We start from the raw sequence: 13984 nt of genomic DNA, 5'->3' as shown, positions 1-13984 counted from the left end.
ATTTCATAAAGCATATATTTATCTGTTCCACCTGTTACGCTGGTAATATAGTTTTTCTTTCATTCTGAATTTCCAGGTTACTTTTGTGCCAATCATCCGTGGAGCACCTGGTATTTGGGTCGGGGCACCAAACAAGCTGCCTGTATTTCCGGCGCTTACAATGTATTCTTCTTCCAAAAGGTTGGTTCCAAAAACGGCGATGGTAATTCCCTGGTCGGGCAATTCAACTCCCCCTCTGAAATTCAGTAATCCGTATTCTGCCTGTTCCAGTCCCGGAGTGTTGGCATCTTCAAAGTATATTTTTGAGCGCCAGGAGTAAGAAGGAACTGCAAATAAAAATAATCCCGGCGCAATTTGGGCGCGTGCGTGCAAGCCAACTGCAAAACTGTGCTCGGGTGTCAGGCGAAACATATTTTCCGCATATTCCTGTTCCTCTCCGTTCACATTCAAACTATCAAATCGGGCGTGAATATAGGCATAGTTTCCAAACATATCGAGGCCTTTTAGAATAGCTATTTTTAAAGAAGTTTCTGCACCGTAGGCTGTTGCTTTTCCGGCGTCTTTCACCAGATAGTTAAATTCACCGGAGTCAGCTTCAACCACCCATGCCGAAGTCTGAAAATTCTTGTATTCCTGATAAAAAATTCCGGCGTCAAACCAAACGCGTTGTTTTAGAGTGGTTTTGAAGCCCAGTTCATAGTTGTCAACCGTTTCTGCATTTAACACCTGCTCCTCACCGGTGGACGTAAACTGTAAAACTTTGGGGCGCCGGCCTTTTGAATAGTTTACAAAAACGTTGGTGTTTTCGTTAAACGCATATTTTAATCCGCCACGGTAAGTATACGCAAACGACGATTCTTTTATCTCTTTCTGATCACTTTCAGCAAAAAGAAGATTGGGATAATTTCCTGTTAAAAATCCTAACGTCGACGCATCGGCTCCTGCTATTTGTGCCTGGTTTGAAAGCTTAAATCTTTCGGAAATAACGCGGGCCCCGGCAGTTGCACTTATTTTGGGTGTAAAATGATAAGTAAAATCCAGAAATCCTTCAAGTGCGCGATTGGTTGCATCGCTCGTGTTTTCTTCCTCGTGATTTTCTGCCAGAGGTAATCCTCCCAAATCTCCCAGATTGGGATCGGGAGGTAAATTGGAAATCGAAACAGGTTGTCCGGTAGTATCAACAAGTGAACCGGTAGCAAAAAGTAAATGAAACATATCCTGTTCGTTAGTAGAAAACCAGTAGTCCTGCGATGCTTTTTCCAACCAGAAACTTCCACCCAAACTTCCGTTCAGTCGATTGTTTTTTGAAAAATTGTACCGCAGTTCCTGGTAGAACTGGCGGGCACTAATGTCTTCACTCATGTCGATGGCAGCTGCGGCCGTTCCATCTCCATCCCAACGCGAAAATGCACCAATTGTATGGTACGAACTGGTTGATGTCCAGAAATTATTTTCGTTATTGAATTGTTTCATCGTAAGTGTTGCATCAAAAATATCCCGCTGTGTGGCGAGATTGTTTCCCTGTTCCAACGATGCTGTGTAATCAAACGGGTTGGTACTGCCTTCCGTATTTGGATAATTCATACTCATAAAACCAAGGCCGGGAGCATCGTCTTTCTGGTAGTTTAAAACCAAATCAATCTTGTGTCTGAAAGTGGGAAGAAACCGGACAGAGAATCTTCCGGCAGCTGTATTTTTTCCGTTTAGTTTACCTCCCAATGTGTTGTCAATGAATCCATCATAATAATCATAAACTCCGGCGGCCCGCACCATAAGTTTGTTTTTAATAACCGGAATATTTATCGCTCCGTTAATTTCGCGTTGATTGTAGTCTCCGATTCCCGCTGTTATATTTCCGTAAAAATCGCTCGTTGGTTTGTTGGTGATGTAGTGAATTGCTCCGATTTGCGCCCCTCTGCCAAAGAGAGTGTTTTGCGGGCCTTTTAGAACTTCCACCTGTTGCATGTCGAAAAGTTCGAGTGAGGCGCCGCTGGCACGGCTTACCGGAACGTTGTTATAAAAAACCGAAACACGTGGTTGGGCGGCAGGACTTACCTCGTCGCTGGTTAATCCGCGAATGACAAAGCTTGGCCGGTTATTGCCCTGCATTCTTACCTGTAATCCGGGAACAAATTCAGAGAGCTCACTCAGTTCGGTAATATTATTGTCCTCCATAAACTCTGCATCGATGCCACTTACAGTGATGGGAACATCCAGAATTTGTTGGTTACGCTTTTGCGCTGTTACCGAAATTTCATCTATCCGGATATTGTCTTCATCCAGGGTAAAATTGAGGTAATTATTCCCGCTTTGAAGATGAAAATCGACTGATTTTGTCCGGAAACCGACAAAGGAAACCTGTATTCGTGTAATTCCCTGTTCCAGTCCGTAAAAAAAGTATTCACCGTCTTCATTGGCATGAACATTTTTTTTGGTGCCCAAAACGGTTACATGTGCACCCGGAAGTAAATTGTCATCAGCATCACGTATTTTTCCACGCAAGAATACCGGAGCCACAGGAACTTCAATGCGCTCCGGATTGCGGTATTTCCGTTTTACTTTTCCTCTTTTCTTTTGCTGGGCACCGGCAGGAACCAGTACCGCCAAAATTAAAATAAGCGTCAATATTTGTTTCATGGATCTAATTTTCAATAACTAAAACGAACAGAGATAGAAAATTGATGTACAATCCTCCATTTTTTCTTTTTCGATTTTAACAAGGAAGGGAATTGATGGTTTATTTTTTTGCCGAATAGACAGGAAGTTTCAACCAAATTGAAAATTCATCGATACTATTTTGTGCTTCGTGACGGGTTTTGCAGATTTTGATAGCAAAAGCTGGTTTTTTTGCCTTGTTCACCAGGTAAATCCGATAATCTCGTTTTACTGTGGTGTTTGTTATATTGGCGCGGCTGGCTATGGTATTGACTCTCCGCATCGGAACCAGGGTGAGTCCGATAAACGAATTCATATTTTTCCATTGCCCCGTTTTTACTATCCCAAAAAATTTGTTGTATTGTTTAATTCTGTGATTGACGGTATCAATTTCAACTCCGGAATACGACGTCAGAAGAAAAACAACAAAAATGGAAACCGAAAGTCCCAGGATAATGTGCCCCATAAAAACGATAAAAATTCCTGTAATAACAAAAAGAGTAGCTGCAAATGCTTTGGGGCCGGATAAAATATGATCAAGTTTGTTGTCGATTATCAATTTTACGGTTTTTCTTCAAAAATAACTCAAAATCATAAAAACTAAAACAAATTGATGTATTTGAAATGGTATTCCTGCTTTTCGCCAAAAGAAAAATTCCAAATGATACAATCGGTATTTCCAGTTTTATTGTAGCTGAAATCAAGTGTAGCGTCAAACTTTTCACCTCCGAAAATTCCGGTTTTTATTGTGCCGTTTTGGGCATGTTCAAAAGTAATTTCACCGCTTAGCCAGTTGTCGAAATTTTTCCAGACAGCTTTTTCCAGTTCACCGGTTCTCGAATAGAAATAGTTTTCCTCGCCTTTTGTACCATTGGAATGAATAAAACTCCGCTTTACTAGTTTTCTGTTTTTGTTAAAGTTATAATTAAAGGTTGCAGATGAGCCATCGTTGTATTTACGAAAAGATTTTTTTAACAGGCCATTTTTGTCATATTCAAAAGTTGTAAGGGTTTTTATACCATCAGAGCGGATAAAGGTTTTTTGCGTTAATTTTCCATCTTCATCGTATTTAAAATTGGAGGGACCACCGGTTTTGTTGTTATATGAATAGTTTTCTTCTATCAATCGATAGCGGTTGTTTTCGGTGATAAAAACGTTGGGACTTGTGTAACTAACAGGCAACAATACATATTCCCATTCAAAAGTCTGGCTCCGGTTTCCGATTATCCATTTTTCTGTTTTCAGGTTTCCATTTTTAGTGTAATAAAGATGAATGTCGCCGAGCTTTTTATTGTCTCTGAAAATTTCACCCCAAAGTGGATTTTCGTTTTTCCGGGTTTTATAAACGACCTCGCCGTCAAACCAGCCATTGTATTTTTTGCAACGGATTTTATGGAGAACGCCGTTTGGCTTATATTCAAAAACAGTTTTGCCTGTCACTCCATCGGAACGTGAAAAGTCCACGGCAATTTTCCATCCCTTTTTGTTGTATGTGTATTTCACACTGGAAGTTACTGAATCGGAAAATTCGCGATACTTTTCTGTCAATTGTCCCAAATGATTGTAGAAATAGTAGTTGTTTGAAAACCGGCTGGAATCGAGTAACTGCCAATATCCCTTTACTATTCGTTGATTTCCGTCATATTCAAAAAACGAAATTCCTTTTTCTCCTGAACTGTTTTGGTAGTTTAGGATTACAGGACGCTCTTTTTGTGCTGATATTGTATTGATATGAACGAACAACGATAAAAAAAGAAGCATAAAAGTGTTTTGCGCCGACATGGTATTTTCTTGTAAAAATAAAAGAAAGGGAATTATTATGTTTTTTAAGTTGACAAGGAGTGAATTCCATTCTGCCAGATTAAAGAAAAAATCGGCAAAGTAAGTTTGCAGTTATTCCAAAATCAAATTTCGTTTTTTTATATAACTGTGCCATAAAATATAGGTCGCCGCCGAACGATAGGGCGAGAATTTTTCCATGTATTTTACGATGTCTTCTTTTGAACTCTCCGGTGCTACAAGTTCAATTTCAAAAACCGATTTTATGGTGGCCAAATCACCAGGGGGAAAAATATCGGCAAACAGCAGGCTCATTAGAACATACATATCAATGGTCCAATGACCGATGCCTTTTATGGTAATAAGCCGCGAGCGGATTTCAGCTTCGTCCATTTGATTAAGAGAATCGAGGTCCAGCCTTCCTTCAATAATCTCGGTGGCGAGTATTCTGGCATATTTTGTCTTCTGGCGACTAAAATAGCAGGCTCTTAAATCTTCATCTCTCAGTTGTAAAATATTTTCCGGAGTAACTTCTCCAATTTGGTTTTCGAGCTTAATAAAGGCTGCCTTTGCTGATGCCAGCGAAACCTGTTGTTCCAAAATGGTAAGAATCAAAGTGGCAAAGTTGGGTTGCCGGTGCCACATTGGAGGATAACCGTATTTTGCGATCACGGGTTTTAATTTGGGCTCAATTTGAGTGCACCGATCGCAGTGTTTATAAAAAGCCTCCAGGTTTTTAATCCGATCCATCTTCCAAAAATAAAAAAGTATTTATAAACAGATTGAGCTACTTTGCAATACAGATAGTTTAATCTTTCCAAAAATAAAAGAGGGACGCCTGGCGTCCCTCCGGGAAGGCAATACCGAATTAAATAAATTAGTAATGTTAAAATTGATTGTTTTTCTGCCTTCCTGTATCCAAAACGATGTGAATTATACTTTATTATCTTTTTAACATTTATTTCAATTTTATTATATGGAAATTTATTTCGTGGGGAGCGAAACACTAAGATTTTCAGTTCCTTTAATAAAAAGGTTGCTTATTTTGTACTTTTTGCCGGAATCGCGAACGGTTACCATCACTTCTCCTTTCTTGGGAATGGTAAAAGTTTCATCATCCGAAATCAAATGAAAAGGAACATCGGAACTGTTTTTCAGAAGATAGACTTTCCCTTTTTCTGATTCTTTTATGAATTCTGTATCAATTGCATTTGTAAAGATGGCCGATAAAAATTCCTCTTTCCCGGCGAGATTATCTCCAAACCAGGCAAGCGTTCTTTTGTCAAACATGGCTTCTTTTACCGATTTTTCTGTTCGTTCTTTGGCAAAAACAAGCGTCATTGGGCGGTGGTATTTTTCCAGATTGTACATTCCGGCGGTTATTCCATGGATATCGGAATTGGCCATTGATGCCAGATTTTTATCCATAGACCAGTCGAGCGCGACAGGATACCACTCTTTTTCGTTAAAAACTTCAATTCCGTGTATCCATTCGTTTTTATACAATTGAGTATGGAGCTCCCACCATTTGCAGGTATCGGGTTGTTGTGCCTTCCAGCCCGGATGATTCCAAATGATAAATGCATCCTGATCTGCGGCTGCTTTAAATGCATCCATATAATCAGGAGTATCCAGTTTTGTAACATCTTTTAGAAACAGGGCATTAAAATGTCCCGGAGGCATACTTCTGGTAATTTCGCCTGCGTGAATTAAAATAATATTTTTTTGTTCGGCCCGTGGTTTTGCAATTTCAAAAGATGAATTGTCGTCGCCACCTACATGTTTTTTTGACGGATTATTTTCAATGTGGTCGGTAATAGCAATCGCATCGAGTCCTTCCTGCCAGGCTTCATCAACACGGACGGTTGGCCATACAATGCCATCAGAGAATACGGTGTGTATGTGAAAATCGCACTTTAATGTTTTGTAGCCCAAAATATCCGGAATGTGAATGGTCTTTCGGGCATTGTCATTCAGGAGCTCGGGCATCTGAATATTGTTTACGTTCTGCGCGAAAGCTACAGCGTGAAACATAATGAGTAAAGAAAAAATTAGTTTTGCTTTCATTTTTATTTGATTTACGATAATAATTTATTGAGAAGTAGAAGGTTATCTGTCATTATTGAGTCAACTCCCATTTCAATCAGGTTTTTCATATCAGTTTCTTCCAACACACCCCATACCGATACAGAAAGACCATGGAGTTTACTTTCCCGGATAAAGGTTTTGCTGGCAGCCTGAAAGTTAATTAAACTTCCGGGGATTTGTTGCTCCCGAATTGCCCGAACGGCAAGTCTGGGGTGTTGAATTACAAAATCATCCCGGAACTCGTGAAACATAGTAATACGATTGTTTTGTTTGCGGATTGTTTTTGTACATTCAGGTATCTTCCCGGTAATTACAATTTGGTCAGTCATATCCATTTGAACCGCCAGTTTTACCATTTTTTCAACAGCGTTTGCATCTTTTAAGTCGATGTTTACAAAACAATTGTTTTTGGCAATTTTAAACACTTCTTCTAAGGCAGGTATTTTTAATCCTTTAAATTTTGAAGATTTCCACGAACCGGCATCAAGCTCTCTAAGCTCGGAAAATGTCAACTCAGTGACTTTCCCTTTACCGTTGGTTGTTCGATCAACGGTTTCATCGTGAATAACTACAAGTTCTCCGTCGGAGCTTAAACGCAAATCCATTTCAATGCGGTCAACTCCTGCTTTTATTGCTTCTTCAAATGCAGGAATTGTATTTTCGGGATAGAGCTGGCTGAATCCACGATGGCTTTCGCGCATAACCCGGTTCAGGGAATTTATATTTTTTTCCTGAGAGCCTGTTTCTACAAACAAAGGAGGGCTCGTAAGCAAGGCAGTCAGGCTTGTATTTTTTATGAATTTTCTTCTTTTCATCAGAATTCTGGTATTTTTTAACAAAAAGAAAAGTCTGCCGACAAGGAGCCGACAGACCAACTTTGACGTAGATCTATGAAAAAAGAATGAACTTATTGCAGCCACCAGGGAGTCACCCTGATTTTATCGTTTCCACTACCAAACTGGCTGGTAATAGCTTCAGTTACATTGTCGCTGTTTTCCTGGTATTCGCTTGTTGGGTACATCCAGCGCGTAGGAGGGGTAAGCCCCTCGTTAATTCTGAATTCAGGATAACCGGTACGCAAATGGTCGAAATACATTCTCCAGCCTCCCTGTAAAAAAGACGGAATGTATTTTTGCATCATTATCAGTTGTAGCTTTTCTTCATCTGAAGTTGCAGAAGAAAAGTCAACCAGCGATTCCTGCAGATAGTTTTCAGCAGCGGTTTCGCTCACGTAATCTGCATAATCGGATGCGTTTGTATTGTAAAACTCAAAAGATGCTTTAACCGCATTTTCATAGTGTTCCTGTGCTGAAGTGGTAATCCATCCGCGGACACTGGCTTCAGCAAGAATTAGTTCCATTTCAGAATATCCGATAAACGTATGTGGTTCGGTGGTAGGATCAGTGGTGTACCTGAGATTTACCTTTGAAACCAGACCATCGGCAGCTTTCAGGTTTACATCGTTATATGGTGCAATCGGGTCGCCACCTTCATAGGCTGTGAAATCGTTAATTGCCAAACCGGTTTCTTTGGCTACACGTGTTTGCCCGCAAAAAATAAACAAGCGCGGATCATGTCTGTCTTGCAGCCTTTTTATAAAAGTTGAATCCATATAACGGGCCGAACCATAGCTGCTGCTGTTATATTCAGTATAACGACTTCCCAATTCATCAACAAACACCAGTTGTCCGTTATCTTCGTTCGATTCGATAATGGAAGAGTTGTTATAAATCCCGGCAAAATTACTTTCAATATTCAAATCAGAATCGGATACTTTTTTTGAAAGCGTGATTAAGATTTTTAATCGGAAGGAGTTGATTAGTTTTCTCCATTGAGTTGTGCTTCCGTCATAAATAATATCTCCTTCAATAATACTGTTGTCGTCTGAAAGTAATTCGTCTGCTTCTTTCAGTTCATTTAAGATTCCTGTAAAAATTTCTTTTTGCGTTACATATGCCGGAGTATAAACTTCTTCTGATTCTCCTTTCAAAGCATCGGAATAAGGAACATCGCCAAAAGTCAGTGTAAGCCGGAAGAAATAATAGGCCCGAAAAAACTTTCCTAAAGCGATATACGCTGTATTTTCAATACGCTCAGCTTCTTCTATCATTTTGGTAACATTTCTAAGCTGGTCATAATCATCAAAACCAGCCCTTGTCCAGTTGTAAAACTGATTTGAATTTTCTCCGTCGGTTTGAACTACCATTCTCGATGCAAACATGGGGTCTACCCCTTCTACCTGGAAAGCATTCCACTCAATGTTGGTAAGCAAAAGCTGAGGATGTGTTTCAGGTACATTGTTCGGATTAATGTTCAATTCTTCCAAATCGCTGCAAGAACTAAATATCAAAACAAAAAGTATGGCTGATAAAATGTATTTTTTCATTTCTAAAAGTCTTAAATGATTTATTAAAATGTTACGGTTAATCCCAGTCCAAGATATCTTGTCGATGGATCCTGCAGGTTATCATCGTCACCGTAATCAGGGTCAATAATTTGTGCTTTTTTCCACATCAGTAAATTGTATCCGTAGGCGGTAGCTTCAACTCTTTTGAAAATATTTGAGCCAATCAAGTCAGTCAGGTCATAGTTAATAGCGACTTTTCTGAGTTTTACATAACTTCTGTCAAAAACATTGGCGAAAGTTTTGCTTTCTTCTTCAGTAACTTTCGCTCGATACGGGTAGTTTTGTGCCCAGGTTTGCCAGCTTACAGCTGTTTCGTTGGTTTTATACTGGCGTGTATCAGAGATTACGTTACCATCGGTATCGGTCGTCAGTTCGCCACTGACAACATTTACCGCATCAGGAACGTATACCGCGTGTCCGGCTGCGTATTCCTCATCGCGGTATTTTGTTGAATTTGGATGCTTTCCACCCCACCACATTTTTTCTACAGAAAGAGAACGGATTACGCCTCCGACAACTCCGTCGATATCGACATCAAGTGAAAGTTTTTTGTATTTAAAATGGTTTTGTAATCCAAATCTCCAGTTCGGATCCAAATGCCCAAACATTTGAGGATATGGATCTCTTGTTGGTAACCCTGTTTCTTCTGAAACGATTAATTCTCCATCGGCAGTTTTCATCCAACCGGTGGAATAGTAGTTGTCAACTCGCTCGTTTAATGAGTAGTTTCCGTATTCTTCTGCTCCTCCGTAAATTTCGGTCAGTTTTTTTACGCTTGTTGTCCAGTTCAGGCCAACATCCCATCTAAAGTTATTATTCCGAACAGGATTTGCGTTTAGCATTACTTCAAAACCATTAGTCGTATATTGGTTCCCGTTAACTTTTCTTGAACTAAAACCGCTGGCCTCGGATGTAGGAAGGTCAATAATCTGGTTTTCGTCAACAATGTTGTAATAGGTGAGATCAAAACTCAACCTGTTTTTTAAAAATACAGAAGAAAGCCCCAGCTCAAAAGAAGTTGATTTTTCGGGTTTTATATTTGGGTTCACAATGGTTTCCGGATAGCTTACTTTTGAACTTCCGTTATACATTCCTGCATTGGAGTAGTATGATGAAGTCTGATAAGGAGACAAATCGCTTGAAACTTCAGCCCAGGAGCCATATAGTTTCAAGTAGTCAAAGGTTTCAGGTAATTCAATCAGGTTTGAAACAAGTGTACTTAATGAAACAGATGGATAAAAGTATGAATTATTAGACTCAGGCAGCGTTGAAGACCAGTCGTTTCGCGCCGTCAGTGTGAGGAAGAACGAATTTATCAAGTCCATTGTTACCGTTCCGAAAACACTTCTGATTTCTCTTTCCTGATAGTTGGTTGATGCTTTTACATTTCCCAAAGAATTGTTCAAACTGTAAACCCAGGGAACAACAAGTCCGTCGGTAGCATTGTATTCCTGTTGGTATTTTCTGTAAAACATTGAAGCTCCGGCGTTAGCGCTTAATCCAAAATTTTCGGAAAAATCATTGTTATAAGAAAGTAGCATATCATTATCAACGTTTAACCAGTCGGTGTTCCAGGTTTTGTAATCGCCTTCTCTGGGGTCTCCATAGTTGAGATACGATTTTGGGCTTTCTCTGTCTTCAAAAAGATGTTTTAATACCGCGGAAGATCGTCCCTGGATACTGAATTCATCAGTGATATCCCATTTTAATTTAATTTGGCCGTTTACGGTATTTCTGTCGTGTTTTTGATTTAATTCGTAAGCAGCAAAATAAACATTGTTGTACCAGGCATAATTGTAGTTGGCCTGGCGGTATCCTTCCTGGCCGGGAACATAAAAATGCTCGCGAAGCTCTTGTCCGTCAACATCATCACCCATCCAGATTAAAATGGTATACATGTGGTTTTTGGGGCCGTATCCGTAACACGGATAATTGGGCGAGTAGACTTTGTTATAGGAAAGTTTTGCGTCGAGAGTGAGGTCTTCGCTTAAATTATATGCAGCATTAAATGTTAATCCGCCGGTTTTAAGATTGGAGTTTGGCACCCTTCCTCTTTCTGACTGATAAAAGCCCGAAAGCCGCGTAGAAGCCTTTTTGCTTTTTGATGCGATGGAGAAATTAGTGGTTGAAATGATACCGGTTCTCATAAAGTCTTTGAGGTTATTATGGTATTCCCATGGTATTGGAACTCTGGAATATCGCGATTTGTCGTCGTATTGCGTTCCGGAAACATCACCCCACCAGGGAATGGTTTCACCGGTAACATTATCATAAATCGGACTGTTCCACTGCGCGATTTCAAGATTATCAGAAAATTTTGGCCCCCAAATCATATCGCCATCTGAGATACCTCCATCCTGCCCGTCCCAAAATTCATATTTGCCATTTGATCCGTTTCCGTATTCGGTCTGGGTTTCCGGGAAGACAGTATAACCTGCTGACACCATTGTGTTGTTTGAAACAGTAATTTCAAGCCCCTCGTTTTTTGCATTTTTTGTGGTAATAAGGATAGCGCCGTTTCGCCCTCTGGAACCATAAAGAGAAGAAGCTGTGGGGCCTTTAAGCACAACTATGTTTTCAATATCGGTTGCAGAGATATCAAAAAAGTCGGTTTCAACGGGAATTTCATCAACAACAATTAAAGGAGATTTTCCACGAAGTTCAAACTCCGGATTTTGAAACATACCGGTTTTGGTATTTACGGTAAGGCCGGCAACCTGTCCGCTAAGCATGTTTCCCATGTTGGGTGCATTAACACTGGTAATAACCTCGGCATCTACTTCCTGTGTAGCGTATCCCAGCGATTTTTTCTCCTGGCTGATCCCCAGTGCAGTAACTACTACTTCATCAATTGCGCGGACACTTTCTTCCAAAACGATATCGATTTGGTTTTGGCTTTTAACAGCAACTTCTGTCGTTTTGTAACCCATAAACGAAAATATCAACGTGCTGTTTGGCCCTGTCGCAATCCGGTATATACCATCCTGATTGGTCACTGAACCATTGGTTGTCCCTTTTTCCATGACAGCCACCCCAGGGAGCGAGATACCGGACTCGTCGGTTACTTTCCCGCTGATTTGAATATTTTGAGCCATCGAAAACGAGACCCAAATTAAAAATCCAATAGTGAATAGAAATTTTTTCATACACGAATAAATTTTGGTTATAATGTGAATTTTCAAGTTTTCTTTTTTTAGGCATATCAATACTGTTTTGACAGATTTCAATCTATCAACTATCTTATTTTTAGTAGGTTAGTGGATATCGTTTTGACCGGATTCTACAATAATTGGTTTTTATGTTCTATCGTTTTTGATTTTTAAACCAATCTATTTTATCTTAATACTTTTGACGAAGGATAGTATTACCGGTAATAAAACAAAGTCAGTAAAATGTTAATAAACAACTGCCTGATGCCTTATTTATAAGATTTTCTTTTTCCATTTTCTTCCATTTCCATTTGGCCGCAAAGTTTAGCCTTAAATGTGAAAGAAATGTTGCTATCCGGTGTAACTTCTGTTAAAATGTGTTTACACAGATTTAATAAAAATTAAGGGTGAAAATATTGGATTTAAATAATGAAGGATTCTGAAGACAAATTTAGACAGCTTCTGTTTTGCCTCCATTCATAAGATATTTTTGGGTGCGGGATGAGCAATGCAGCCAAAATGACATTAACTTCGCCGCTTATTCTTTTTGTATAAAAACTATCGATTTTTTTTTGCTCAAAATACAGGCTGAGATCAAAGACAGCTGTATGTTTTAGGTATTGCTCGTGTTTTAAAGCTCAACAGTGATTAAGATTCAAAGCAACAAGGCTTTTACAAAAAAATAAAGGTGTTCCTGTATGTTGATAATTTATCAGGCTAATGCGTCGAAAAATCTTTTTGCAACCAAATGAAATTCCGTTTGTTGGAGTTGTAATGCAGCAATGAAAAATGTATTTTTGCGGATTCAAAAATCAATTAAAAAGGAGTTGAAAATGAAATTGTGGTGGAGGATTGTCCTGCCGGTGATTCTGGTGGCAGGAGTAGTTTTTGTAATTGTAGTTTTTAGTTCGGCAACCGACAAAGACCCAGAGGAGGTGGTAGTGGTAAAACATACAGAATACCGCTCGCCCTTTATACCCGATTCGGTTGCTTTTGCGGGTGAGTGGCTGCCTCTCAATCGTTTTGATGTTAAGGAAGCGCTTGACAGGGAGTTACTTTCCAATGCCTATTTTCACTCGCAAACCATGCGGTACATCAAACTTGCACCGCGTTATTTTTCAATTATTGAACCCATTTTGAAGGAAAAAGGCGTACCTGAGGATTTTAAATATCTGGCAGTTGCGGAAAGCGGATTAAATCCGCGTGCGGTATCGCCGGCGGGAGCTGTGGGTTTTTGGCAGTTTTTAAGAGGAACTGCCCAGGAGTATGGTTTGGTGATAAACAGTGAAGTTGATGAACGTTATCATGTAGAAAAAGCAACGTATGCAGCCTGCGATTATTTGTTAAAAGCCTACCGGAAGTATCAAAGCTGGACCATGGTGGCCGCGGCCTATAATGCTGGACCAACTGGAATGGCACGACAGATTTTACGCCAGAAAAGTGAATCCTACTTCGATTTGCTGTTGGTGGAAGAAACAGGGAGATATGTGTTCCGGATTGCCGCTTTAAAACTTATTATGGAAAACCCGGAGTTGTATAATTTTTATATTTCAGAAGATGAAAAATACCCGGTAATAACTACCCGCATCGTGGAAGTAGACGGCGCAGTGGAAGATTTTGCCGACTTTGCCAAAGAACAGGGAATCAATTATAAGCTGCTTAAGGATTTTAATCCCTGGCTTCGCCAGACTTATTTGAAAAATCCGGGTGCGAAAAAATATGTGATCGAAATTCCGGTGCTGGAAAAGGTTGAGAGTTAGACTAATTATTTCGATGTACATGGCCAAAGAACGTTTGATTAACTAATTTATTAAATGTGGATATTCGCAACAGCACCAACAAAATTAGTTTCTGGTATAGGGTGAAGCAGAAGATGCATGTTTGAGTTGTGTTGTGGAATTTTTAA

General features: G+C 39.7%; 9 protein-coding genes. 1 reads left to right on the top strand and 8 read right to left on the bottom strand.

All coding sequences use genetic code 11. The annotated features are described in order from the left end of the window. Positions 1-18: 18 nt before the first annotated feature. The 8 genes from GM418_RS06610 to GM418_RS06575 form a co-directional block, all read right to left on the bottom strand. On the bottom strand, positions 19-2637 hold the full coding sequence (locus tag GM418_RS06610) for a TonB-dependent receptor (RefSeq protein WP_158864373.1): 2619 nt from the start codon (positions 2635-2637) through the stop codon (positions 19-21). Positions 2638-2737: 100 nt separating this feature from the next. Then, a complete protein-coding gene (locus GM418_RS06605; protein ID WP_158864371.1) occupies positions 2738-3214 on the bottom strand; it encodes a hypothetical protein in 477 nt (158 codons plus the stop codon). Between the two features lie 41 nt (positions 3215-3255). Continuing rightward, positions 3256-4416 (bottom strand): RHS repeat domain-containing protein, encoded by a 1161-nt coding sequence (locus GM418_RS06600; RefSeq protein ID WP_217447720.1) that lies wholly within the window; start codon positions 4414-4416, stop codon positions 3256-3258. A 132-nt stretch (positions 4417-4548) separates the two neighbouring features. Next, positions 4549-5184 carry a DNA-3-methyladenine glycosylase family protein gene (locus GM418_RS06595; RefSeq protein WP_158864367.1) on the bottom strand — a complete coding sequence of 212 codons (636 nt, stop codon included), beginning with the start codon at positions 5182-5184 and terminating at the stop codon, positions 4549-4551. A 234-nt stretch (positions 5185-5418) separates the two neighbouring features. After that, positions 5419-6501 (bottom strand): PHP domain-containing protein, encoded by a 1083-nt coding sequence (locus GM418_RS06590; RefSeq protein WP_158864365.1) that lies wholly within the window; start codon positions 6499-6501, stop codon positions 5419-5421. 11 nt (positions 6502-6512) lie between these two features. Continuing rightward, positions 6513-7337, bottom strand: coding sequence for a glycerophosphodiester phosphodiesterase (locus tag GM418_RS06585; RefSeq protein WP_158864363.1), 825 nt, complete (start codon positions 7335-7337; stop codon positions 6513-6515). Positions 7338-7429: 92 nt separating this feature from the next. Next, positions 7430-8908 (bottom strand): SusD/RagB family nutrient-binding outer membrane lipoprotein, encoded by a 1479-nt coding sequence (locus tag GM418_RS06580; RefSeq protein WP_158864361.1) that lies wholly within the window; start codon positions 8906-8908, stop codon positions 7430-7432. Between the two features lie 23 nt (positions 8909-8931). Next, on the bottom strand, positions 8932-12075 hold the full coding sequence (locus tag GM418_RS06575; protein WP_158864359.1) for a SusC/RagA family TonB-linked outer membrane protein: 3144 nt from the start codon (positions 12073-12075) through the stop codon (positions 8932-8934). A gap of 836 nt (positions 12076-12911) precedes the next feature. Here GM418_RS06575 and GM418_RS06570 point away from each other — a divergent pair. Further along, positions 12912-13838 (top strand): lytic transglycosylase domain-containing protein, encoded by a 927-nt coding sequence (locus GM418_RS06570; RefSeq protein ID WP_158864357.1) that lies wholly within the window; start codon positions 12912-12914, stop codon positions 13836-13838. Positions 13839-13984: the final 146 nt, after the last annotated feature.

The organism is Maribellus comscasis (assembly GCF_009762775.1).
In the GTDB taxonomy this organism is placed as follows: domain Bacteria; phylum Bacteroidota; class Bacteroidia; order Bacteroidales; family Prolixibacteraceae; genus Draconibacterium; species Draconibacterium comscasis.
The sequence above is the reverse complement of the archived record's forward strand: the minus strand, read 5'-3'. Positions and strand labels throughout refer to the sequence as shown.